The organism is Brevundimonas nasdae (assembly GCF_019395145.1).
Lineage (GTDB): Bacteria > Pseudomonadota > Alphaproteobacteria > Caulobacterales > Caulobacteraceae > Brevundimonas > Brevundimonas nasdae.
The window spans coordinates 2,888,525-2,911,060 of sequence record NZ_CP080034.1 but is presented as its reverse complement, the minus strand read 5'-3'; the positions used below and the strand labels follow the sequence as shown (position 1 = coordinate 2,911,060).

19 protein-coding genes and 3 pseudogenes are annotated in these 22,536 nt (G+C 62.0%); 15 read left to right on the top strand and 7 right to left on the bottom strand.

Features of this window, described 5'->3' with window-relative positions; translation table 11 throughout:
• Nucleotides 1-28: 28 nt before the first annotated feature.
• On the bottom strand, nt 29-583 hold the full coding sequence (locus KWG56_RS14210) for an aminoglycoside N-acetyltransferase AAC(6')-Ib4 (RefSeq protein ID WP_003159191.1): 555 nt from the start codon (nt 581-583) through the stop codon (nt 29-31).
• A gap of 160 nt (nt 584-743) precedes the next feature.
• Here KWG56_RS14210 and intI1 point away from each other — a divergent pair, with 160 nt between their 5' ends.
• Complete coding sequence (intI1, locus tag KWG56_RS14205; RefSeq protein ID WP_219352634.1) at nt 744-1,811, top strand: class 1 integron integrase IntI1; 1,068 nt, start codon at nt 744-746, stop codon at nt 1,809-1,811.
• A 41-nt stretch (nt 1,812-1,852) separates the two neighbouring features.
• Here intI1 and KWG56_RS14200 read toward each other — a convergent pair whose 3' ends face one another.
• Together KWG56_RS14200 and KWG56_RS14195 are read right to left on the bottom strand one after the other, a co-directional pair.
• Nucleotides 1,853-2,689, bottom strand: a complete 837-nt coding sequence (locus KWG56_RS14200; RefSeq protein WP_000480968.1) for an aminoglycoside O-phosphotransferase APH(6)-Id — start codon at nt 2,687-2,689, stop codon at nt 1,853-1,855.
• Entirely contained in the window at nt 2,689-3,129 is a 441-nt protein-coding gene (locus tag KWG56_RS14195; RefSeq protein WP_280638387.1) for a recombinase family protein, read from the bottom strand. Before KWG56_RS14195 ends, KWG56_RS14200 begins: the two co-directional genes overlap by 1 nt.
• Nucleotides 3,130-3,254: 125 nt before the next feature.
• Between KWG56_RS14195 and KWG56_RS14190 the strand changes: the two are divergent.
• Nucleotides 3,255-4,085 (top strand): annotated as a pseudogene (locus KWG56_RS14190) (DUF4158 domain-containing protein); the annotation flags it as partial.
• Here KWG56_RS14190 and KWG56_RS14185 read toward each other — a convergent pair.
• Complete coding sequence (locus KWG56_RS14185) at nt 4,037-4,861, bottom strand: cytochrome ubiquinol oxidase subunit I (RefSeq protein WP_425331957.1); 825 nt, start codon at nt 4,859-4,861, stop codon at nt 4,037-4,039. The pseudogene KWG56_RS14190 and the gene KWG56_RS14185 sit on opposite strands and share 49 nt — an antisense overlap.
• Nucleotides 4,862-5,023: 162 nt before the next feature.
• Between KWG56_RS14185 and KWG56_RS14180 the strand changes: the two genes are divergently transcribed.
• From KWG56_RS14180 to KWG56_RS14120, 13 genes and pseudogenes are all read left to right on the top strand, one after another.
• On the top strand, nt 5,024-5,335 hold the full coding sequence (locus KWG56_RS14180; RefSeq protein ID WP_425331928.1) for a metal/formaldehyde-sensitive transcriptional repressor: 312 nt from the start codon (nt 5,024-5,026) through the stop codon (nt 5,333-5,335).
• Between the two features lie 264 nt (nt 5,336-5,599).
• A pseudogene (locus tag KWG56_RS14175) lies at nt 5,600-6,321 on the top strand (IS3 family transposase); the annotation flags it as partial.
• Between the two features lie 669 nt (nt 6,322-6,990).
• The gene (locus KWG56_RS14170) at nt 6,991-8,202 is read left to right on the top strand and encodes a glutathione-independent formaldehyde dehydrogenase (protein WP_020486678.1); all 1,212 of its coding nucleotides are present in this window, start codon (nt 6,991-6,993) and stop codon (nt 8,200-8,202) included.
• Between the two features lie 341 nt (nt 8,203-8,543).
• Nucleotides 8,544-9,653 carry an S-(hydroxymethyl)glutathione dehydrogenase/class III alcohol dehydrogenase gene (locus tag KWG56_RS14165; protein ID WP_017980840.1) on the top strand — a complete coding sequence of 370 codons (1,110 nt, stop codon included), beginning with the start codon at nt 8,544-8,546 and terminating at the stop codon, nt 9,651-9,653.
• Between the two features lie 52 nt (nt 9,654-9,705).
• Entirely contained in the window at nt 9,706-10,104 is a 399-nt protein-coding gene (locus KWG56_RS14160; protein WP_062126553.1) for a VOC family protein, read from the top strand.
• A 147-nt stretch (nt 10,105-10,251) separates the two neighbouring features.
• Nucleotides 10,252-11,082 (top strand): S-formylglutathione hydrolase, encoded by an 831-nt coding sequence (fghA, locus tag KWG56_RS14155; protein ID WP_062126555.1) that lies wholly within the window; start codon nt 10,252-10,254, stop codon nt 11,080-11,082.
• Nucleotides 11,079-12,437, top strand: a complete 1,359-nt coding sequence (locus KWG56_RS14150) for an NAD(P)/FAD-dependent oxidoreductase (RefSeq protein WP_237237782.1) — start codon at nt 11,079-11,081, stop codon at nt 12,435-12,437. The genes fghA and KWG56_RS14150 overlap by 4 nt, the downstream gene beginning before the upstream one ends.
• A complete protein-coding gene (locus KWG56_RS14145; protein WP_244999524.1) occupies nt 12,430-13,752 on the top strand; it encodes a DUF3422 domain-containing protein in 1,323 nt (440 codons plus the stop codon). The genes KWG56_RS14150 and KWG56_RS14145 overlap by 8 nt, the downstream gene beginning before the upstream one ends.
• A 64-nt stretch (nt 13,753-13,816) precedes the next feature.
• Nucleotides 13,817-15,793: an excinuclease ABC subunit UvrB gene (gene uvrB / locus KWG56_RS14140; protein WP_062126562.1), complete on the top strand. Its 1,977-nt coding sequence runs from the start codon at nt 13,817-13,819 to the stop codon at nt 15,791-15,793.
• A gap of 22 nt (nt 15,794-15,815) precedes the next feature.
• Nucleotides 15,816-18,470 (top strand): excinuclease ABC subunit UvrA, encoded by a 2,655-nt coding sequence (locus KWG56_RS14135; protein ID WP_126014096.1) that lies wholly within the window; start codon nt 15,816-15,818, stop codon nt 18,468-18,470.
• A gap of 56 nt (nt 18,471-18,526) precedes the next feature.
• Nucleotides 18,527-19,624: a Dyp-type peroxidase gene (locus KWG56_RS14130; protein ID WP_082824898.1), complete on the top strand. Its 1,098-nt coding sequence runs from the start codon at nt 18,527-18,529 to the stop codon at nt 19,622-19,624.
• The gene (locus KWG56_RS14125; RefSeq protein WP_062127258.1) at nt 19,617-20,438 is read left to right on the top strand and encodes a family 1 encapsulin nanocompartment shell protein; all 822 of its coding nucleotides are present in this window, start codon (nt 19,617-19,619) and stop codon (nt 20,436-20,438) included. Before KWG56_RS14130 ends, KWG56_RS14125 begins: the two co-directional genes overlap by 8 nt.
• Nucleotides 20,439-20,490: 52 nt before the next feature.
• Nucleotides 20,491-21,072, top strand: a complete 582-nt coding sequence (locus KWG56_RS14120; RefSeq protein WP_062127261.1) for a PRC-barrel domain-containing protein — start codon at nt 20,491-20,493, stop codon at nt 21,070-21,072.
• Nucleotides 21,073-21,083: 11 nt separating this feature from the next.
• Here KWG56_RS14120 and KWG56_RS14115 read toward each other — a convergent pair whose 3' ends face one another.
• From KWG56_RS14115 to KWG56_RS14105, 3 genes and pseudogenes are all read right to left on the bottom strand, one after another.
• Nucleotides 21,084-21,380 (bottom strand): type II toxin-antitoxin system RelE/ParE family toxin, encoded by a 297-nt coding sequence (locus KWG56_RS14115; protein ID WP_021233331.1) that lies wholly within the window; start codon nt 21,378-21,380, stop codon nt 21,084-21,086.
• Complete coding sequence (locus KWG56_RS14110) at nt 21,377-21,655, bottom strand: type II toxin-antitoxin system ParD family antitoxin (RefSeq protein WP_021233332.1); 279 nt, start codon at nt 21,653-21,655, stop codon at nt 21,377-21,379. The genes KWG56_RS14115 and KWG56_RS14110 overlap by 4 nt, the downstream gene beginning before the upstream one ends.
• A 116-nt stretch (nt 21,656-21,771) precedes the next feature.
• Nucleotides 21,772-22,509 (bottom strand): annotated as a pseudogene (locus tag KWG56_RS14105) (type IV secretory system conjugative DNA transfer family protein); the annotation flags it as partial.
• Nucleotides 22,510-22,536: the final 27 nt, after the last annotated feature.

The following is a 22,536-nucleotide window of genomic DNA, read 5'->3' as shown; positions in this document are numbered from 1 at the left end:
CCCTTGGACGTCCCCCTCGATGGAAGGGTTAGGCATCACTGCGTGTTCGCTCGAATGCCTGGCGTGTTTGAACCATGTACACGGCTGGACCATCTGGGGTGGTTACGGTACCTTGCCTCTCAAACCCCGCTTTCTCGTAGCATCGGATCGCTCGCAAGTTGCTCGGCGACGGGTCCGTTTGGATCTTGGTGACCTCGGGATCATTGAACAGCAACTCAACCAGAGCTCGAACCAACTTGGTTCCCAAGCCTTTGCCCAGTTGTGATGCATTCGCCAGTGACTGGTCTATTCCGCGTACTCCTGGATCGGTTTCTTCTTCCCACCATCCGTCCCCGCTTCCAAGAGCAACGTACGACTGGGCATACCCAATCGGCTCTCCATTCAGCATTGCAATGTATGGAGTGACGGACTCTTGCGCTAAAACGCTTGGCAAGTACTGTTCCTGTACGTCAGCAAGTGTCGGGCGTGCTTCTTCTCCGCCCCACCACTCGACGATATGAGATCGATTTAGCCACTCATAGAGCATCGCAAGGTCATGCTCAGTCATGAGGCGCAGTGTGACGGAATCGTTGCTGTTGGTCACGATGCTGTACTTTGTGATGCCTAACTTTGTTTTAGGGCGACTGCCCTGCTGCGTAACATCGTTGCTGCTCCATAACATCAAACATCGACCCACGGCGTAACGCGCTTGCTGCTTGGATGCCCGAGGCATAGACTGTACAAAAAAACAGTCATAACAAGCCATGAAAACCGCCACTGCGCCGTTACCACCGCTGCGTTCGGTCAAGGTTCTGGACCAGTTGCGTGAGCGCATACGCTACTTGCATTATAGCTTACGAACCGAACAGGCTTATGTCCACTGGGTTCGTGCCTTCATCCGTTTCCACGGTGTGCGTCACCCGGCAACCTTGGGCAGCAGCGAAGTCGAGGCATTTCTGTCCTGGCTGGCGAACGAGCGCAAGGTTTCGGTCTCCACGCATCGTCAGGCATTGGCGGCCTTGCTGTTCTTCTACGGCAAGGTGCTGTGCACGGATCTGCCCTGGCTTCAGGAGATCGGAAGACCTCGGCCGTCGCGGCGCTTGCCGGTGGTGCTGACCCCGGATGAAGTGGTTCGCATCCTCGGTTTTCTGGAAGGCGAGCATCGTTTGTTCGCCCAGCTTCTGTATGGAACGGGCATGCGGATCAGTGAGGGTTTGCAACTGCGGGTCAAGGATCTGGATTTCGATCACGGCACGATCATCGTGCGGGAGGGCAAGGGCTCCAAGGATCGGGCCTTGATGTTACCCGAGAGCTTGGCACCCAGCCTGCGCGAGCAGCTGTCGCGTGCACGGGCATGGTGGCTGAAGGACCAGGCCGAGGGCCGCAGCGGCGTTGCGCTTCCCGACGCCCTTGAGCGGAAGTATCCGCGCGCCGGGCATTCCTGGCCGTGGTTCTGGGTTTTTGCGCAGCACACGCATTCGACCGATCCACGGAGCGGTGTCGTGCGTCGCCATCACATGTATGACCAGACCTTTCAGCGCGCCTTCAAACGTGCCGTAGAACAAGCAGGCATCACGAAGCCCGCCACACCGCACACCCTCCGCCACTCGTTCGCGACGGCCTTGCTCCGCAGCGGTTACGACATTCGAACCGTGCAGGATCTGCTCGGCCATTCCGACGTCTCTACGACGATGATTTACACGCATGTGCTGAAAGTTGGCGGTGCCGGAGTGCGCTCACCGCTTGATGCGCTGCCGCCCCTCACTAGGGGTCGTTTGCGGGAGAGGGCGAAATCCTACGCTAAGGCTTTGGCCAACGATATTCTCCGGTAAGATTGATGTGTTCCCAGGGGATAGGAGAAGTCGCTTGATATCTAGTATGACGTCTGTCGCACCTGCTTGATCGCGGCCGCGATAGCTAGATCGCGTTGCTCCTCTTCTCCATCCGCGTTCCAAGCTGCGGAAAGGCACCCATAAGCGTACGCCTGGTCGAGCAGGCGACGCGGATCGACGTCCAGCGCACGAGAGAATGCGTCCGCCATCTGTGCAATGCGTCTAGGATCGAGACAAAGGTCGTCTCTGTCAGCCGGATCGTAGAACATATTGGCGGCGCCAAAGCCCACTTCACCGACCAGACCGACGGGATCTATCACCAGCCAGCCGCGACTGGAGAACATGATGTTTTCATGATGCAGATCGCCATGTAGCCCACGCAGTTCCGAGGCATTGCTCATCATTTGATCGGCTATAATCGCCGCGTGGACGTAGTCAGTTTGACAACCTGCGTTTTGATCATCGCGCGCCCGCTGAAACAAAGCTGCAAAGCGATCCCGGATCGGGAGAAGGGCAGAAGGCAGGGGTTCCTCAGATGCGGCATACAGCTTCGCCATTAGTTCCGCTGCAATTTCGGTCGCCTGGTAGTCGCCGTGCTCGGCAACGATGTGAGAGAGCATTCGCTCCCCGGCATATTCGAGCAACATCAGATTGTTCTCACGACCGAGCAACCGGACTGCTCCCCTCCCATTGCGCCATACCAGATAGTCGGCCCCGCGCAGTTCATCAGCAATGTCTTCTATAGGTTTCAATCCCTTGACGATTGCAGGAGTCCCGTCTGGCAATGAAACTTTCCAAACGAGGCTGGAAAAGGTGTCCGCAATGAGAACAGGTTGCGAAACGTGCCAATGAGCAGGAAAAACAGGCGGCATGAACATCAACCCCAAGTCAGAGGGTCCAATCGCAGATAGAAGGCAAGGCGTTCGCGGTCGGGGGCTTCGATCAGATCCCGCTCGAACTCGGCCAAGGTGGCGAAGATTCCGAACACCATGCGACCGGACGCAGTCGTGGTGTCGATCTGAGCGCCCTTTCCAGTCAGAACCCGCAGGCCGATCTTGCGGTCTGACAGCTCCTTCACCGTGTTGACCAGATGGGCAAGCGATCGTCCGAGGCGATCGAGCTTCCAGACCACCAGCACATCGCCGTCACGCAATGACTTGAGGCAGGCAGTCAAGCCAGGGCGATCATCACGACCGCCGGAAGCAAGATCATCATAGATATTGTCCCGTTCGACACCTGCGGCGCGCAAGGCGTCGTGCTGCAGGTCGAGAGACTGCGAGCCATCGGCTTTGGAGACGCGGGCATATCCGATCAGCATGTATCACAAACGTTGGTTTGAGGCGGCGCTTCGGCCACGATTGCATTGACCTCTGGAAATGTATCTCAACCAGCTTCATAAACAAAGCGTCTTGAACGCTATCAGATTTTGAAAAAGGAACATGTATGCCGCGTCGCGTCACTCTAACCGATCGGCAGAAAGACGCGCTGTTGCGCTTGCCGACTTCACAGACGGATTTGCTCAAGCACTATACGCTGAGTGATGAAGACCTTGGGCATATCAGGCTGCGTCGGCGCGCTCACAACAGGTTCGGCTTCGCCCTGCAATTGTGTGTCCTGCGCTATCCCGGCCGGGTGCTGGCTCCAGGCGAACTGATCCCTGCAGAGGTCATCGAATTTATCGGAGCGCAGCTTGGCCTGGGTGCCGACGATCTCGTAGACTATGCTGCCCGCGAGGAAACACGGCACGAGCATCTTGCCGAGTTACGGGGGCTCTACGGCTTCCGCACCTTCTCCGGACGTGGTGCGAGCGAGCTGAAGGAATGGTTGTTCCGAGAAGCCGAGATGGCGGTGTCGAACGAGGATATCGCCCGTCGCTTCGTAGCCGAGTGCCGACGCACCCGCACTGTCCTTCCCGCGACATCCACGATCGAGCGGCTTTGTGCCGCGGCTCTCGTCGATGCCGAGCGACGCATCGAGACGAGGATCGCCAGTCGGCTGCCTATGTCGATCCGAGAACAGTTGCTGGCATTGCTCGAGGAGACGGCTGATGATCGGGTGACCCGTTTTGTGTGGCTGCGCCAGTTCGAGCCTGGCTCGAACTCTTCGTCGGCCAACCGGCTGCTCGACCGGCTCGAATATCTGCAACGCATCGATCTCCCCGAGGATCTGCTTGCCGGCGTTCCTGCCCATCGGGTGACTCGTCTGCGCAGGCAGGGTGAACGGTATTATGCCGACGGCATGCGCGATCTCCCGGAGGACATCCACATCGCCATCGAGAACATCTTGCGCGCGCCGGGATTCGCGCGGTCGCGCAGAAGGTGCCATCCCCCGACCGCACCGACGACCATCGCCGTCGTCAGATAGGCCCCGATGACCGTGTGAACGAGGCGGTATGGAAAGCTCGCGTTGAAGATGATCGGAAGCCACGAACCTGCGGGCACGAACTGGCCCTTGGCATTGATCGCATAGCCTGCCGGCGTCTGCATCCAGCTATTCACGGAAATGATCCAGGTCGCCGAGATGAGCGTCCCGACGGCGACCATGCAGGTCGCGAAAAAGTGCGGCCCTTTGCCCACCTTGTTGATTCCGAACAGCATGACACCGAGGAAGCCCGCCTCAAGGAAGAACGCGGTGAGAACCTCATAGGCCATCAACGGGCCGATGACGGGGCCGGCTTTGGCCGAGAAGACCGACCAGTTCGTCCCAAACTGATAGGACATGACCACGCCCGAGACCACGCCCATGCCGAAGGCTACGGCGAAGATCTTGAGCCAATAGCGGTAGAGGTTGGCGTAAACGCCGCTCCCCGTTTTCAGCCACAACCCTTCAAGCACCATCAGGTAGCTTGCCGTGCCGATGGAGAAGGCCGGAAAAATGAAGTGGAAGGAGACCGTGAACGCGAATTGCGCGCGCGCCAGGATTACCGGATCGAGATTCGCAAGCACCAGATTTTCTCCCTGACTTTCGGCCTCCTCAACTGCGACCAGCGTTGTGGTGCTGCGGCGCGTGCTCGGCGAAAGGTGGAACAGCCTTGCGCACTTTAATACCATACTCCCCACCAGTATCAAGGGGGCAGGGAACCATAGATCAGCTCCTGATGTTTGGAGGGGGAAAGCGGGCCGTTGCAGCTATGAATCGGCAGAGGCCGTCGACGAGCCGCGACCCTTAATTCACAAGCGGCTTGAAACTCCCCCCCTGTATAGTATGTAGTGGTGATCTTTCAGGAAAGCGCGATGCCACATTCACCAGAGGACAAGAAGCGGGCCATCACACGCCTTCGCCGTATCAAAGGGCAGGCGGAAGCGCTGGAAAGGGCGATCGAGGCAGGTACGGACTGCGCACCCCTGCTCCAACAGATCGTGGCAATGCGGGGAGCGACCAACGGATTGATGGCGGAGGTGATGGAGAGCCATCTTAAAGAGACGTTCGGACCCTCAAGCAAGGCGATTGGGGGGCAGGACGGTGACTCTTACGATAATGACATGGAGGGGGTCATGAAGATATTGAGAACATATCTCAAATGAGCGCGGCCAAGATCATCCCGTATAGGTAATTATCTGGATATCTGATGCGTATGTATCGGTAATGTGGTGGTAATAATGAAGATACGACCAATCTTCGCTTGGTACGATTTGTGGGTTGGCGTTTTCATAGATCGTCCGAAGAGGCGGATATATATTTTTCCGGTTCCGTGTCTTGGATTGATGATTCAGCTTCAACACGCTGACGTGACCCCCTGAAACTCCTCCAGGAATAGCTAGAGTCCGCCCTAACGAAGGACGGACAGAATGAAGCGATCGAGGTTCACGGAAGAGCAGATCATCGGGATCCTGCGGGAGCAGGAGGCCGGTGTGACGACGGCGGAGGTGTGCCGGCGGCACGGGGTCAGTTCGGCGACCTTTTACAAATGGAAGGCCAAGTTCGGCGGGCTCGATGTGTCGGAGGCTCGGCGGCTGAAGGCGCTCGAGGATGAGAATGCCCGGCTGAAGCGGATGCTGGCGGACGCGATGCTGGACAACGTGGCGCTGAAGGAGCTGCTGGGAAAAAAGTGGTGACGCCCGCCGGCTATCGCGAGGCGGCTGGCCATCTGCAGGCCGCCTACGAGATGAGCGAACGGCGGGCGTGCCGTGTGCTGGGTGTTGATCGGACGAGCGTGCGCTATCAGGCGACGCGCCCGAACGACGGCGCCCTGCGCGACCGGCTGAAGGCCCTGGCCCAGGAGCGTCGCCGGTTCGGCTATCGCCGCCTGCACGTGCTGCTGCGGCGCGAGGGCCATGCAGTCAACAGGAAGCGGGTCCAGCGGATCTATCGCGAGGAGCGACTGACGGTGCGCCGGCGGGGCGGTCGGAAGCGAGCAATGGGCACGCGGCGACCACTGGAGACGCCGTTGGTCGCCAATCAGCGCTGGTCGTTGGACTTCGTCTCAGACCAGATGACGGACGGGCGGCGCTTCCGCATCCTGACGGTGATCGATAACTGCACCCGCGAATGCCTGGCGCTGGTGGCCGACCGGGAACATACGACCCTGTTCCAGATGAGCAAAGAGCCGCAGCCCAAGCGAGTCGCGTGGGATCATGTCGTGAGCCTGCCGCTTTGCATTCTGGCAGGCGCGCTCCCCAGCGAGGCACAGTTGCAGCTCGCGCACTGCTCGGCCGCGACGATCAACACGGACACGATCGACATTCTGGCGGCGCATCTGGCCACAGGGCGTTACGCGGCAGTCTTGCCCCAATCGCTTGCGACCCGCCTCGCCCACATTCCAAACCTTCAGGCTTCAGCACTGACGGGTGCGGGCGCGCACGCAGATGTTGGATTCGTCAGCGTCAAGGGGGAGGCAAAGTCGCCGCCCTCGGCAGCCCTTCTTGAGCTGGTCCACACTCCCAAAGTCGTGTCTCCTTTGCAGGAAATCCTTGCATTGCATCGCCAATTTCAGCCTCGAAAGGGCTGAACCGGCAATGTTGCGGTGCGAAAAACGCTCATAGGAATTTCCTATCTCAAGATAGAAACTTCGAGTTTGCTGTCACATGCAGCCAAAGCCATTCTGCATGGACGATAATGAAGAGGTCTGGATCGCCAAAGGCGTATTGTGTTGATTTAATTCAGCGCAGCTCCTTTGGCGCGTCCGGTAGAAACTTCAACATTATTGAGGGGTGGCGGACGAGAGCTAGGAGATAATTCGATGGCTACCGGAAACAGGATCGTCACATTCGAGAAGCCGATGGAGATGAAGGTCAACACCTTCAAATTCCCGGAGCTGATTACGCCGCAGGGCAAGAAAGCCCCCCACGGCGCCATTCTCAAGATCGTCACCACCAACATCTGCGGCAGCGACCTTCACATCTACCGCGGTTCGTTCGAAGTCCCCAAGGGGATGACGATGGGCCACGAGATGACCGGCGAGGTGATCGAGGTCGGCTCCGACGTCGAATATATCAAGGTCGGCGATATCGTGTCCGTTCCCTTCAACGTCGGCTGCGGACGCTGCTACAACTGCAAGCACATGCGCTCGGACGTGTGCGAGCACACCAACCCCGAAGTCGATTGCGGCGCCTACGGCTTCAACCTGGGCGGATGGACCGGCGGTCAGGGGGATTACCTGTTCGTGCCCTATGCAGACTTCAATCTGCTGGCCTTCCCCGACAAGGACGCGGCCATGGCGAAGATCCGTGATCTGACGCTGCTTTCGGACGTGCTGCCGACCGCGTTCCACGGGTTCGCCGCGCCCGACTGGCCGGCGCAGCCTGCGTATATCGTCGGCGAGAACGTGCTGATCTTCGGCGCGGGGCCTGTCGGTCGCGCGGGCGCAGCCTGCGCGAAGCTCCTCGGTGCCGGCGCCATCATCGTCGCCGACTTCATTCAGGAGCGGCTCGATCTGCTCAAGCCGCACGGCGTCGAGACCATCAACCTGTCGGACGGCATTCCGATCGAGGATCATCTGGAACGGATCACCGGCAAGCGCGAGGCCGATCGCGTCATCGACTATGTGGGCCTCGACTGTCGCGGGTTCGGGGCGGAGTCCGACCAGATCGTCGAGAACGCCGTCACCAACGCGCTGCTGAAATATGTCCGCTTCGGTGGGATGACCAGCACGGTCGGCGTTTACTGCCCCAATCCGATCTCCAAGAATAGGGACAACAAGAAGGGCAGCATGGAAGTCGATTGGGCCAGTGGCTGGATCAAGTCGCCGCGGATGTCGGCAGGCCAGTCGCCGACGGCGAATTACAACCACGCCCTCATGCGGGCGATCCTGAACGATCGGATGCCCTATCTGACCCCGATGATGAACACGAAGATCATCAAGCTGGAGGATGCGCCGGCGGCCTACAAGGAGTTCGATGACGGATCGGCGTTCAAGTACGTCATCGATCCGCACGGCTCCGTAGCGGCCTGATCTTCTTCTAACCCGGAATATCCCCCGGTCATGACCGGGGGATATTCTGAGTCGTAGGGGGCGGACTGCTTTCCGCACGAACACCCCCTTCCGGCTTGTCGATCTAACTCCCCCCCGGATCGGCAAGCCGCCCCTTTCCGGAAACGCAGCATCAACGATCGCGCTGCGCTTTCCCAAGCCATGACGTCCTGTCAGGCGCCTCCATCCCTCAGTCGATATCCCTCTTGCATACTGGCTAGGAGTATATTAGACATACTCCCGCCATTATGTGTTTGTCCGAGAGTCGCGCTTCGCCGGGCTTCACAACCGGCGGTCCGATTCAACCAACGAGGGAAATCAAAATGAAATCTCGCGCCGCCGTAGCCTTCGAGGCAGGCAAGCCGCTCGAAATCGTCGAGATCGATGTCGCACCGCCCCAGAAAGGCGAAGTGCTCATCAAGGTCACGCATACCGGGGTATGCCACACCGACGCTTTCACGCTGTCCGGCAACGATCCGGAGGGCATTTTCCCGGTCGTTCTCGGTCACGAGGGCGCGGGCATCGTCGTCGAGGTCGGCGAGGGCGTCACCAGCGTCAAGCCGGGCGATCACGTCATTCCGCTCTACACCGCCGAGTGCGGCAAGTGCGAGTTCTGTCTGTCCGGCAAGACCAACCTGTGCGTCGCGGTCCGCGAAACGCAGGGCAAGGGCCTGATGCCTGATGGCACCACGCGCTTCTCCTACAACGGCCAGCCCCTCTATCACTACATGGGCTGCTCGACGTTCAGCGAATACACCGTCGTCGCCGAAGTCTCGCTCGCCAAGATCAACCCGGAAGCGAACCCCGAGCATGTCTGCCTTCTGGGCTGCGGCGTCACCACCGGCATCGGCGCGGTCCACAACACCGCCAAGGTGCAGCCGGGTGACTCGGTTGCCGTGTTCGGTCTGGGCGGCATCGGTCTCGCCGCGATCCAGGGCGCGCGTCAGGCCAAGGCAGGCCGCATCATCGCGATCGACACCAACCCGACGAAGTTCGAGCTGGCACGTCAGTTCGGCGCGACCGACTGCATCAACCCCAAGGACTATGACAAGCCGATCCAGCAAGTGCTGATCGAGATGACCGGATGGGGCATCGACCACACGTTCGAGTGCATCGGCAACGTCCATGTCATGCGGGCCGCGCTGGAATCCGCGCATCGTGGCTGGGGCCAGTCGATCGTCATCGGCGTTGCCGGCGCGGGCCAGGAAATCTCCACCCGTCCGTTCCAGCTCGTCACGGGCCGCGTCTGGAAGGGGTCGGCCTTTGGCGGCGTCAAGGGGCGCACCCAGCTTCCCGGCATGGTCGAGGACGCCATGAAGGGCGAGATCGATCTGGCGCCCTTCGTCACCCACACCATGGGTCTCGATGAGATCAACGAGGCGTTCGACCTGATGCACGAAGGCAAGTCGATCCGCACCGTGATCCACTACTGATCCGACAGATTACGCCGTTTAGTTTCAAACACTAACCTCAAGGAAGAATATCATGGCTGACCCCGTTATCTCCGGCAACGGCGTGTTCTCGCACGTCTTCATCGGCGCTGCCGACGTCGAGCAGTCGTCGGCGTTCTATGACGCCGCTCTGGGCGCCCTGGGCGTCAAGAACCTCGGCCCCTTCGGCAATGGCTGGGTGCTGTACGGTCGCGACAAGCCCGCCTTCATCATTGCCCGTCCCGGCAATGGCGAAGCGCCCTCCAGCAACGGCGTGACGGTTGGCTTTGCCGCCGCGACGCCCGCCGAAGTGGACGCTTTCCACGCGGCCGGCCTCGCGGCCGGTGGCACCGACGAGGGCCAGCCCGGCCCGCGTGGCCATCTGCCGGGTGCCTATGCGGCCTATCTGCGTGATCCGGCGGGCAACAAGGTCTGCTCGTACACCTTCATCTGAAGCCGGAAGGTGAGGGCGATACCCGCAACCCTATGACTGGCTGTCGCCGGCGCTGAAACAGGCGCCGGCGCTTCCCCCCGCACAACAGCCAGCAAAAGGGCTCCTATCGCCACACCGTCCACCAACCGTCGAAGCAAGGAAACAAAAATGGAACGTGTCGAACATCACGCCAGCTTCGGCGGTTGGCAGGACGTCTATCAGCATGACTCGATCAGCCTCGGTTGTCCGATGAAGGTCGGCGTCTATCTGCCTCCCCAGGTGAAGGACGGTCGCGTGCCGGTGCTGTATTGGCTGTCCGGCCTGACCTGCACCGAGCAGAATTTCATCACCAAGGCTGTCGCGCAGCGTTTCGCGGCCGAGCACGGGATCATCCTCGTCGTGCCGGACACCAGCCCGCGAGGCGAAGGCGTGGCCGACGATCCCGGCTATGATCTGGGGCAGGGCGCCGGCTTCTACGTCAACGCGACGCAGGAACCTTGGGCCGCACACTACCGCATGTACGATTATGTCGTCGAGGAATTGCCGGCGCTGATCGAAGCCACATTCCCGGCCGATGATCGCCGGGCTATCGCGGGCCATTCCATGGGCGGGCATGGCGCCCTTGTTGCCGCCCTGCGCAACCCCGGACGCTATCGCAGCGTATCGGCCTTCTCGCCGATCGTAGCGCCGAGCCAGGTGCCTTGGGGCGAGCGTGCCTTCACGGCCTATCTGGGTGACGATCGCGAGGCGTGGAAGCAATATGACGCCATCGAACTTATCAAGGCCGCCCGCGAGCGTCTGCCGTTGCTCGTCCATCAGGGTCTGGATGACGAGTTTGTCGAGCGCGAGCTGCGCCCCGACTTGCTGGAGGCGGCGTGCAAGGCTGCCGAGCACCCGCTGACGCTCCATCGGCTGCCTGGATACGACCACAGCTATTATTTCATCGCGAGTTTCATCGGCGAACATATCGCCCACCATGCCGCGGCGTTGTCCCAATGACCGGGCCGTCACCTTCAACCATGCGCGAAATCGCGCCCAGCCATGAGCCGGCTCACGGCCGCCATCGCGTGGTGGTCGTGGGGGCGGGCTTCGGCGGCCTTGAAACCGTGCAGCGGCTCGCCGGGAGCGGCGTGGACATCACGCTCGTCGATCGCCGCAACCACCATCTCTTTCAGCCGCTGCTCTATCAGGTGGCGGGCGCCTCGCTGTCGCCATCGGAGATCGCATGGCCGATCCGTTCGCTCTTCGCCAAGCGGAAGGACGTGCGGACCCTGCTCGGCGAGGTTGAAGGTGTCGATACAGGCGGTCGGCGCGTCATTCTGGAGGACGGCTCGACGGTTGCCTATGACACGCTCGTCATCGCGACGGGCGCGCGGCACTCCTATTTCGGCCACGATCAATGGGAACCGTTTGCTCCCGGCCTGAAATCGCTGGAGGATGCAACCACCATTCGCCGGCGCCTTCTGGTCGCCTTCGAGGAAGCCGAGCGTGAGACGGACCCCGCGCGCCGTGCCGCTTTGCAGACCTTCGTCATCATCGGTGGTGGCCCGACCGGCGTGGAGCTGGCCGGCACGATCGCGGAGCTTGCCCGCCTGACGCTGGTGCGGGATTTCCGGTCGATCGACCCGCGTGCGACCCGCGTCGTGCTGATCGAAGCCGGGCAACGGCTCTTGCAGGCTTTCCCGGAAGACCTCTCCGCCTATACCCGGCAGGCGCTCGAAAAGCTCGGCGTCGAAATCAAGCTCGGCACGCCGGTCACGGAATGCTCCGCCGATGGCGTCGTCGTGGATGGGAAGCAGATTCCCGCCGAAACGATCCTGTGGGCAGCAGGCGTCCAGGCATCGCCCGCCGCGCATTGGCTGAACGCTGAAGCCGATCGCGCTGGCCGCGTGATTGTCGGACCGGACCTGACGGTGCCGGGTCATCGCGACATTTTCGTGATCGGCGACACCGCGGCCTCGAACGGGTTCGATGGCAAGCCTGTCCCCGGTCTTGCGCCGGCTGCGAAGCAGGCGGGTCAATATGTCGCCCGGCTTATCCGCCAGCGCCTGAAGGGGCAGAACGAGGTCGCGCCCTTCCATTACCGGCATCAGGGCAATTTGGCGACTATAGGCCGCAGCCTTGCCGTCGTCGACATGGGTCGGTTTAAGTTGCGCGGGGCCCTGGCGTGGTGGATGTGGAAGCTCATCCACATTTATTTCCTGATCGGGGCGCAGAACCGGCTTAGTGTGGCACTAAGCTGGCTGTGGACCCATGGCATAGGATATCGTGGCTCTCGGCTGATTACTTATGGCGATCTAGATCATCGCGACGTGGGGGAGAAGGATGACAAGGGGGGAAAGCCGATTGAGTGAAGCGGGCAGCGCTCCGAATGGCGGTTCGACTGTCTATGGTATGCCGACCTATGAAAATAGGCGGGTTGCCATCGACGAGGTACATGCGCGCCCATATCTCCTGATCGAGTCACCGCGCGCCCTGGTGCAGCTCGCCTTCATGAATGAAGGCAATCTGGCCAAGGATAAGGCGACGCTCGCGGAAATATCGAGCCGAATGGGCGCGTCGCTGCCCGATCAGAACTCCCCCCTTCATGGCCTGACCTGGGATCAGGGCAAATTGCATTGTGAGAAGCATACGGAGTTTTCGACCTACCTGTGGAGCGCGCCTGTTGATCCCGAAACCGGGGATCTGGCGGGCGAAGACCCGTTCAAGCACGGCTTCACCCCGCCTGGGCCGGTCATTTGCGGCATCCGGTTGGACGTGGTGGCGTGGACGGAAGAGACCGCGACCTACATTGACCGCTTCGATCCGATCAGCCGCTGCCATTCGCTCGTCGAGGACGGCATGGCGGATATCGTTACCGATTTCCGTCAGGATGCAGATGGGCTGACCCGCATCCTCATCCTCGATCGCGGCCTGACGCCGATCCGGCTTGGCGCGCTGGCGCAGCGGCTCCTTGAAATCGAGACCTATCGGACGTTGGCCCTGCTCGGTATTCCCCTGACCCAATCGCTGGGTCCGCATCTACGCAATATAGAAAAGCGCCTCGCCGCGATCACGGATGAGATGCGCAAGTCGGCTCGGCGCAACAGCGAGGCGCTGCTTTCCAGATTGACGGATCTCTCGGCCGAGCTGGAGGCGGACACGGCGTCCAGCCTCTACCGCTTCGGCGCGAGCCGCGCTTATTACGAGATCGTCGAGGAACGGCTTGCCGCACTCGGCGAAACCTTCGTCCCCGGCTGCTATCGCTGGCGCAGCTTCCTGCATCGCAGGATCGCCCCCGCCATGCGGACCTGTCGCGTGATCGAGGAGCGGCAGGCCAATCTCTCGGACAAGCTGGCGCGCGCGACCACCTTGCTGCGATCCTGGATCGATGTGCAGCTCGAACGCCAGAATAGCGACCTGCTCGCCTCGATGAACAACCGGGCGAAGCTGCAATTGCAGCTTCAGCAGACGGTGGAGGGCCTGTCTGTCGCCGCAATCTCCTATTATGTGATCGGCCTGCTCTCCTATTTCATCAAGGGCATACCGGGCATTCACGACGCAGTGGCGCCTGAGCTGGTGATCGCAGCTTTGGTTCCCCTTGTCCTCCTTGGTGTCTGGTGGACCGTTCGGCGGATCAGGCACGCACACAAGGACCATGGACAGCCGCCCGCGAAGGGGCAGATGTGACCCGACAATCGTTTTTGGGCACGCTTGAGGCGTTCATGGCCTGGCCCTGGCAGGAGGATATCTGATGTCGACTGGCATATTCATTTTGCACTCCGACTATACCCCGGCGGGCGATCAGCCCGAAGCGATCGCGCGGCTCATATCCGGCATCGAGGAGGGGGCGCACCATCAGACCCTCAAGGGCATCACGGGGTCGGGCAAGACGTTCACGATGGCCAACGTGATCCATCGCCTGAAGCGTCCCACGCTGATCCTGGCCCCCAACAAGACGCTAACGTCGCAGCTCTATGACGAAATGCGGCGATTTTTCCCTGAAAACGCCGTGGAGTATTTCGTCTCCTACTACGACTATTTCCAGCCAGAGGTGTATTTGCCGGGCCGCGATGAGTTCATTCCGAAAGATTCCTCGATCAACGAGCATCTGGAACGGTTGCGCCTTTCGACGACAAAATCCCTGATTGAGCGCCGCGATACGATCGTCGTTGCCTCGGTATCGTCGATCTATGGCATGGGCGATCCCGACAATTATCGCGCGCTCCAGGTTCCGCTGACCGAGGGCGCGCGGTTGGGACAGGAAGAGCTTCTTCGCGGCCTGGCGCGTCTGCAATATGATCGGGCCGAGCACAAGCTGAAGCGCGGCACCTATCGCGCTGATGGCGACGCTGTTGAGGTTTACCCGGCGGATTCGGAATATAAGGCCCTGCGGGTCGGATTGGCGAACGGCCTGATCGCGTCCCTCCAGTGGTTCGATGCGGCGACCGGAAGGCAGCTAGAGAGCACCGATCACTATCTCGTATCGCCCAAGACCGTTCTGGCGGCGACCGCCGATCAGGCCCGCAAGGCCGCAACGGCGATCCTCGCAGAGATGGAGACGCAGGTCGAGCGGCTGACCAGCGAAAATCGCCTGACGGAAGCGGCGCGCCTCTATGATCGCATCACCAACGATGCCGAGATGTTGCGCGAGGTCGGATATTGCTCGGGCATGGAAAATTACGCCTGCTATCTGAGCGGCCGTGACCCAGCGCTCCCGCCCATAACCCTGCTCGACTATCTGCCCAAGGATGGGCTGCTGTTCGTCGACGAATCGCATGTGATGATCCCGCAGATCTCGGCGATGTTCCGGGGCGACCAGGCCCGCAAGGATACGCTGATCGATTATGGCTTCCGCCTGCCATCCTCGAAGGACAGCCACCCCTTGAGCTTCCACGAGTTCGAACAGGTCAAGCCGCAGACGATCTTCGTGTCCGCCACCCCCGGCGCCTATGAGGTAAGGGCCTCGCAAGGCAGGGTGGTCGAACAGATCGTTCGGCCGACCGGCCTGCTCGATCCGAAAGTGGAAATCCGCCCGTCCCAAGGCGCGCGGGATGATTTGCTACGCGAGATCGCGCAGCGCACGAAGCGCGATGAGCGCGTGCTGGTCACGACGCTGACCAAGGTCGCGACCGAGGAGCTGCACGCATTCCTCGAAAGCCAGGGCGTGCGCGCGCGCTACATGCACTCTGACGTCAAGGTCGAGGATCGGGTCGCGATCATCGAGGGCCTGCGCGCGGGCGAGTTCGACGTGCTGATCGGTATCAGCCTGCTACGCGAAGGGCTCGATATCCCCGAAGCGTCGCTGATCGCGATCTTCGATGCGGACCGCGCGGGCTTCCTGCGCTCGGCCCAGGCGCTGATCCAGATGATCGGCCGCGTCGCGCGCAACGTGAACGGCACCGCAGTTCTCTACGCCGATACCGTGACGCCGGCGATGAGGGCCGCGATCGACGAGACCGAGAGTCGGCGACAGCGCCAGATCGCCTTCAACGAAGAGAACGATGTCACCCCGCTCTCGTCGGTTCGCGGCCTGGCGTCGGCGCAGCCCGACCGGGAAGAGCCGTCGGTCCATTCGGAGGCTTTCTGCGAAAATCTGTACGAGCTGTGCGACCGGATCACCGCGAAGGAACAGGCGCTGCTGACGGCAGTAGATAACGATGACGAGGATCGGGCGGAGACGATCCGGGGCGAGTTGGACGGCCTGTACCGTCAGTTCATCTATCTGTGATGCGCCGAGTGAAAGTGACCGTATGAGCAAGGATCAGGAGCCTCAAACCACCCCCGGCAAGGAACGCGCGCCGCGCTCCGGCTTCGTTCAGGTACGCGGCGCGCGGCAGAACAATCTCAAGAATGTCGACGTGGACGTGCCGCGCGACGCCTTCGTGGTGTTCACCGGCATATCCGGATCGGGCAAATCGAGCCTCGCTTTCGGCACCCTCTATGCCGAGGCACAGCGCCGCTATCTGGAATCGGTCGCGCCCTACGCCCGCCGCCTGATCGATCAGGCCGGTGTGCCGGAGGTTGACGCTATCGACGGGTTGCCTCCCGCAGTCGCGTTGCAGCAGCAGCGCGGCTCGGCCAATGCGCGGTCCTCGGTTGGGAGCGTGACGACGCTCTCCAGCCTGGTACGGATGCTCTACTCGCGCGTCGGCGAATATCCGCGCAATCAGCCCATGCTCTATGCGGAGGACTTCTCGCCAAACACAGTCGCGGGCGCCTGCCCGACCTGCCACGGCATCGGGCGCGTCTATGACGCGACCGAAGAGACGATGGTGCCCGACGACACGCTGACGATCCGGGAACGCGCCATCGCCGCATGGCCGCCCGCGTGGCACGGCCAGAACCTGCGCGATATCCTCGTCTCGCTCGGCTATGATGTCGACACCCCATGGCGGGATCTTCCGAAGAAGGATCGCGACTGGATACTCTTCACCGACGAGACGCCGACGGTGCCGGTCTATGCGGGTCTGACGCCCGAGCAGACGCGCGTCGCCCTCAAGCGCCGCATGGAGCCGAGCTATCAGGGCACCTTCACCGGCGCCCGTCGCTATGTGCTGGAGACGTTCGCCAACACCAAAAGCGCGCTGATGAAGAAGCGCGTCTCGCAATATATCATAGGCCGCGATTGCCCGACCTGCGACGGCAAGCGGCTGAAGCGCGAGGCTCTGTCGGTGAAGTTCGCGGGCCTCGACATCGCCGAGTTTGGCGACCTGACGGTGCTGAAGCTCCGGGACTTGCTCACGCCTGTCGCGCATGGCGAGTATGGGGGCGCCGCGGCGGCCCCGAAGGGCCATGTTCTTGGCAAGGCGGCCCGCGATGCGGCAGTTGAACGCAGGGTCGCGGCGGGAGGCTCGGCGCACAAGGCAGCGCCCGACGTGCGCCGCACGCCCAACCTCTCCGATGAGAAGCGGGTCGCCGCGCAGCGTCTCGCATCCGAGCTGCTCGAACGGCTCGGCCCGCTGATCGATCTTGGCCTTGGCTACATCTCGCTCGACCGAAGCACGCCGACGCTTTCCTCCGGCGAGCTGCAACGCCTGCGCCTTGCCACTCAATTGTCCTCGCAGCTTTTCGGCGTGGTCTATGTGCTGGACGAGCCCTCGGCGGGGCTGCACCCGGCAGACGGCGAAGCTTTGCTCACCATCCTTGAGCGGCTGAAAGCGGCGGGCAACTCGCTGTTCGTCGTCGAGCATGATCTTGACGTGATCCGCCATGCCGAATGGCTGGTCGATGTAGGGCCAGGAGCAGGCGAAAAGGGCGGTGAAGTGCTCTACAGCGGGCCGATCGCGGGACTGGCCGACGTCGAGGCGTCGATCACGCGCCGCTATCTGTTCGCAGAGCCCGTCGCCCATGACCGGACCCCGCGCGAAGCAAAGGCTTGGCTCCGTCTAGAGGGGGTGACGCGCAACAACCTGCGCGGCCTCGACGTCGAGCTTCCGATCGGTTGCTTCACCGCTGTCACCGGGGTTTCGGGATCGGGCAAGTCCAGTCTGGTCAGCCAGGCGCTGCCGGAGCTTGTCGCGGAACAGCTCGGCGGCTCGCCGGCTGCCGAGGAAGAGGATGCCGATCCGCTGCTTGATGTTGCGCAGGAAGAGACCGAAGGCCGCATCGTTGCGGGCATGGAGCATGTGCGCAGACTGGTGCGGGTCGATCAGAAGCCGATCGGCCGCACCCCACGCTCGAACCTCTCCACCTACAGCGGCCTGTTCGATCATGTGCGCAAGATCTTTGCCGGCACTCCGTTGGCCAAGAAGCGCCGTTACAGCCCCGGCCGCTTCTCGTTCAACGTCGCCGAAGGCCGCTGCCCGGTATGTGAGGGCGAGGGGTTCGTGATGGTGGAGCTGCTGTTCCTGCCAAGCGTCTATGCGCCGTGCTCGACCTGCCACGGCAGCCGCTACAACCCGCAAACGCTCGAAGTCGAATGGAACGGCCGCAACATCGCCCAGGTGCTGGAGCTGACGGTGGACGAGGCGTGCGACTTCTTCGCGGGTGAGGCGTCCGTCATGCGCTCGCTGGATGTGCTGCGGGAGATCGGCCTTGGATATCTGAGGCTCGGGCAGCCGGCGACGGAACTGTCGGGCGGCGAGGCGCAGCGCATCAAGCTTGCGACCGAGCTGCAACGCGCCCAGCGCGGCAACACCATCTACATCCTCGACGAGCCTACTTCGGGGCTTCACCCGTCCGACGCGGACCGGCTGATGCGGCACCTGCAGGGCCTTGTCGACGTGGGCAATACGGTTGTTGTCGTCGAGCATGACATGCGCGCCATCGCACAGGTGGATTGGGTCATCGATCTCGGACCGGGAGCCGGGGAGGAAGGTGGCCTAATCATCGCCAGCGGCGTCCCTAGCGACGTTGCAGAGGCGGAAGGCAGTCTGACCGCGCCCTATCTCAAGGCGGCGCTTTAGCCGCCTCTTGGGTGTGTGCCATAACGATGGGCCGGGTCCGGCCATAGGAGACGAGCTTGCCTTCCACTGTCGCTCAGGATGTTACCGCACGTTCCCAGGCCGTCGATGCCCGGCTCACTCGTGCAGCCATCTTCCTCGTGGTGTCGATGGGCGCGGGTGCAAAGCCCGAGATGGCGGTGCGAAATCTCTGCGCAATCCTTTCCTCGCTGGTGCGTGGCGTCGGCTTTAGGGCAGCGGATGGAGGGCTTTCCTGCATCATGGGGATCGGCTCCGATGCCTGGGACCGACTGTTCGGGGCACCGCGGCCGAAGGAGCTGCATCCGTTCCGGGAAATTCATGGCGTCCATCATGCGCCTTCGACACCCGGCGACCTGCTGTTCCACATTCGCGCCGCACGGCAGGACCTGTGCTTCGAGATGGCCGCGCAGATCGTGAAGCGCCTCGCCGGCGTCGCCTCGGTCACGGACGAGGTGCATGGCTTCCGCTACTTCGATGATCGCGACTTACTGGGCTTCGTCGATGGGACGGAAAACCCCGTCGAGCAGGGGGCGAGAGATGCCACGGTGATCGGGGCGGCGGACGATCCGGTCTTCGCTGGCGGCAGCTATGTGATCGTCCAGAAATACCTCCATGACCTCGACAAGTGGAACGCGATTCCCGTCGAGCAACAGGAGAAGATCGTCGGGCGCGAGAAACTGTCGGACATCGAGCTGGACGAGGCAGCGAAGCCGAGCTTCGCGCACAACGTCCTCACCAACATCGAGGAGGACGGCGAGCAACTCCAGATCCTGCGCGACAACATGCCGTTCGGCGATGTCGGCAAGGGGGAGTTCGGCACCTATTTCATCGGTTACGCCCGCTCACCCACGCGGATCGAGCGGATGCTCGACAATATGTTCATCGGCCTGCCGCCCGGCAACTACGATCGCCTGCTCGATGTCAGCCGGGCCGTGACCGGCTCGCTCTATTTCGTGCCGTCGGCCGACTTTCTGGACGCCGTGACGCCGGGGCCGCCTGCGGCCGATGGCGACGATAGCAATGGCGATGAAGCGGTGGCTGCGCCGGCACCCACGGCTCCGACCCCGGAGGCTCCAACGGCATTGGACGGATCGCTCCGCATTGGATCACTCAAAGACGAGGCCGGACATGAATAACCTCCATCGCGAACTCGCCCCGATCTCAGACGCCGCCTGGGCACAGATCGAACAAGAGGCGACCCGAACCCTCAAGCGCTATCTGGCCGCGCGCCGCGTCGTGGACGTGCCGGACCCGAAGGGGGCTACGCTCGCGGCCGTGGGCACGGGCCACACCAAGCCGATCGATGCGCCGAGCGATGGCGTCCAGGCCGTGCGGCGTGCGGCCAATGCCGTAGTCGAACTGCGCGTGCCCTTCACGCTGACCCGCGCTGCGATCGACGATGTGGAGCGTGGCTCCGAAGATTCCGACTGGCAGCCGCTCAAGGAAGCTGCCCGCACGATCGCCTTTGCCGAAAATCGTGCGATCTTTGATGGCTATGCCGCTGCCGATATCGGCGGCATCCGTCCCGGCGCGAGCAACGAGCCGGTGCCGCTGCCCACGGCCGTCGCCGGATATCCCGCCATCGTCGCCCAAGCCGTCGACCGGTTGCGCCTTGCCGGCGTCGAGGGGCCTTATCGACTGGTGCTGGGCGATGATCCGTTCACCGCGATCAGCGGCGGCAGCGAGGAGGGCTATCCGGTGCTCCAGCACATCAATCGTCTGGTGGATGGCGATATCATCTGGGCGCCGGGCATCACGGGCGGCGTCGTCCTGACAACACGGGGCGGCGATTTCGAACTCGATCTCGGACAGGACTTGTCGATTGGCTATCTCAGCCACACCGCCGAGGTGGTTGAGCTGTACCTGCAAGAGAGCTTCACCTTCCGGCTGCTGACGAGCGAGGCGGCTGTTTCGCTCCCGACAGCGGAAGCGTCGGCGCAGCCGGCGTGAAGGCGTTGCCGGTTGCGCCGCCCCCACGCGGGCCGCAGCGAGGGGTGGGACGATGATAAGTCTCGTCGGTTGGCTCGCCACGATCGCGACGATGATCGCGGCGATGATGACGGCTTCCAACCTGGGCGCGCGCGTGACGGGCTGGGGCTTCGTGGTGTTCAGCATCAGCTCGGTTTGCTGGACCACATTGGGCTACGCCACAGGACAGACAGCCTTGGTTGCCACCAATGGATTCCTGATGCTGACGAACCTCGTCGGTATCTGGCGATGGTTGGGGCAGCAGACCAAATATGAGGATGGCGGCCGATCGGCCGAAACAGCCAGCCAAAGATCCGATACGCCGAACCTGTTCACCGCGACCGGCCTGATCGGCATGGCGGTTGATGACAAGAGCGGGATGAATCTGGGCCGGGTTGTCGAGGCCCTGATCGAATGTTCGACCGGCAGGATAAACTATGTGGTGATCTCGGACGAGCGATATGCCGGTCTTGAAGAGACATTGCGAGCGGTGCCGCTCGAATCCCTCAGGATCGGCTACACGCGCATGACGCTGTTGCTGGACGGCCCGAGCTTCCTGTCACAGCCCGGCCTCAAAAGTCGTGACTGGCCCGCCTTCGCTCCGATCAATCCCTAGCAAGCGATCGCTCAAACCAATTGGAGCGCGCGATCATGATCTTGACCGGGGCCAAGAAAGCGCAGGATCAGGATACGGTGGGCTTCTGGCCGGTAGAGGATGCCATAGCGGCGATAGGAACGGCGACGGATACCGTAGCGCTCATAGCGAGGCACCAGAGGATAGCCCTGGGGCAGATCGGCAAGGCGACGGGCCGCCTCACGCAATTCCTCGACAAAGCTGATGGCTCTCGCGGGATTGTCCTTTTCGATATGTTCGGCGATGTGATCGAGGTCGGCCAGCGCATCCGGCGTCAGGATGACTTTCATTGCGGCTGAGCGCTTGCCCGTGTCCGAATCCTGTCGATGATAGCATCGCAGGCGTCGTCGAGGTCGTGGGTGCGCCCCGCCTCCGCATCGGCAAGGCCGCGTTCGATCGAGGCGTCAAGATCATGCAGCCACCGTTCGACATCCTGCGTCTCACCCTGATCGCGCCGAATGAGATCGCGAACATAATCACTCACGCTGGCATAATGCCCGCTGTCGATGCGGCGCTGGACGTAATCCCGCATGGGGTCTGGAAGGGAGACGTTCATCGAAGCCATAAATCACCTCACTACCATTATGGCAAAAACTGCCATTGGTTTCAAGGCGCCTGCCTCTCTTGTGCAGCCGTTCCCCCTTCGGGTCATCCCACCGGCGAGGGCAAGATCACATAACGCTAAGCGACCTTTGCCTCGCCCACCATAACAATATGTTGGAAAAGCTTGCTGGTGCGTTCCCCGGCAGGGGCGGCCATGGCGGCGGCGATCGCGGCTTGGTTCAAGCGGTGGTGGGTCGGGGCCGTGCCGCCGCCTCCGGATTGCGGCCCAGGACCATGAGCAGGCGGGGCCGAGCCAGGGGCGCCATTATCATCCGCCTCGGCCGCGGCGATCACCCGCAGGCTGTTTATCGGTGCGGTGGGGTCGGGTCGAATGTTCGGCATTTGCGGTGCGGGGATCTTGGTCAGTGCGACCATGGCCTTCTCCGTATAATAGCGGATTTTCTTGCCATAGACGGGCGGGATGCCGAGGCGCAGGACGATCATGTCCTTTTCGGGGAGCTGCATCAGCTCTTGAGGAAGCATCAGGGGCCGGCGCTGATCGGATTCCGATACCGAGCCGCCCCCACGGCCCCACATGCCGAAGGAGCGCGATTTGGCGCGAAACGTATAAGTGCCAAGCCGCTCGGAAATATCCTTCGCATCATCGTTGGTCGCGGGGCGCATGACCATCTGGACGCCGCAGTTGGATTCAATCTCCGTGGCGACTTTCGGCCCATAGACGTTCTCGAGCTGCGCTCCGCTCTGGATGACGGGGAGGAGGCGAATGCCATAGCCGGCGACGTAGCTGAAGCCATTGGCGATCACCGATGCGCGGCCGAGGCGCGAGAACTCGTCCAGCAAGAGCAGCAAGCGGACCTGGTGCTTGTTACCCGAACAGCGCCC

Bases quoted from the DNA above. Each gene is read 5' to 3' on its own strand.
- KWG56_RS14135 (WP_126014096.1), top strand. From the start codon at position 15,816: ATGAGCAAGGATCAGGAGCCTCAAACCACCCCCGGCAAGGAACGCGCG.
- uvrB (WP_062126562.1), top strand. From the start codon at position 13,817: ATGTCGACTGGCATATTCATTTTGCACTCCGACTATACCCCGGCGGGC.
- KWG56_RS14110 (WP_021233332.1), bottom strand. From the start codon at position 21,655: ATGGCTTCGATGAACGTCTCCCTTCCAGACCCCATGCGGGATTACGTC.
- KWG56_RS14150 (WP_237237782.1), top strand. From the start codon at position 11,079: ATGACCGGGCCGTCACCTTCAACCATGCGCGAAATCGCGCCCAGCCAT.
- KWG56_RS14195 (WP_280638387.1), bottom strand. From the start codon at position 3,129: ATGCTGATCGGATATGCCCGCGTCTCCAAAGCCGATGGCTCGCAGTCT.
- intI1 (WP_219352634.1), top strand. From the start codon at position 744: ATGAAAACCGCCACTGCGCCGTTACCACCGCTGCGTTCGGTCAAGGTT.
- KWG56_RS14160 (WP_062126553.1), top strand. From the start codon at position 9,706: ATGGCTGACCCCGTTATCTCCGGCAACGGCGTGTTCTCGCACGTCTTC.
- KWG56_RS14115 (WP_021233331.1), bottom strand. From the start codon at position 21,380: ATGAAAGTCATCCTGACGCCGGATGCGCTGGCCGACCTCGATCACATC.
- fghA (WP_062126555.1), top strand. From the start codon at position 10,252: ATGGAACGTGTCGAACATCACGCCAGCTTCGGCGGTTGGCAGGACGTC.
- KWG56_RS14125 (WP_062127258.1), top strand. From the start codon at position 19,617: ATGAATAACCTCCATCGCGAACTCGCCCCGATCTCAGACGCCGCCTGG.
- KWG56_RS14200 (WP_000480968.1), bottom strand. From the start codon at position 2,689: ATGTTCATGCCGCCTGTTTTTCCTGCTCATTGGCACGTTTCGCAACCT.
- KWG56_RS14165 (WP_017980840.1), top strand. From the start codon at position 8,544: ATGAAATCTCGCGCCGCCGTAGCCTTCGAGGCAGGCAAGCCGCTCGAA.
- KWG56_RS14120 (WP_062127261.1), top strand. From the start codon at position 20,491: ATGATAAGTCTCGTCGGTTGGCTCGCCACGATCGCGACGATGATCGCG.
- KWG56_RS14170 (WP_020486678.1), top strand. From the start codon at position 6,991: ATGGCTACCGGAAACAGGATCGTCACATTCGAGAAGCCGATGGAGATG.
- KWG56_RS14185 (WP_425331957.1), bottom strand. From the start codon at position 4,861: ATGGTATTAAAGTGCGCAAGGCTGTTCCACCTTTCGCCGAGCACGCGC.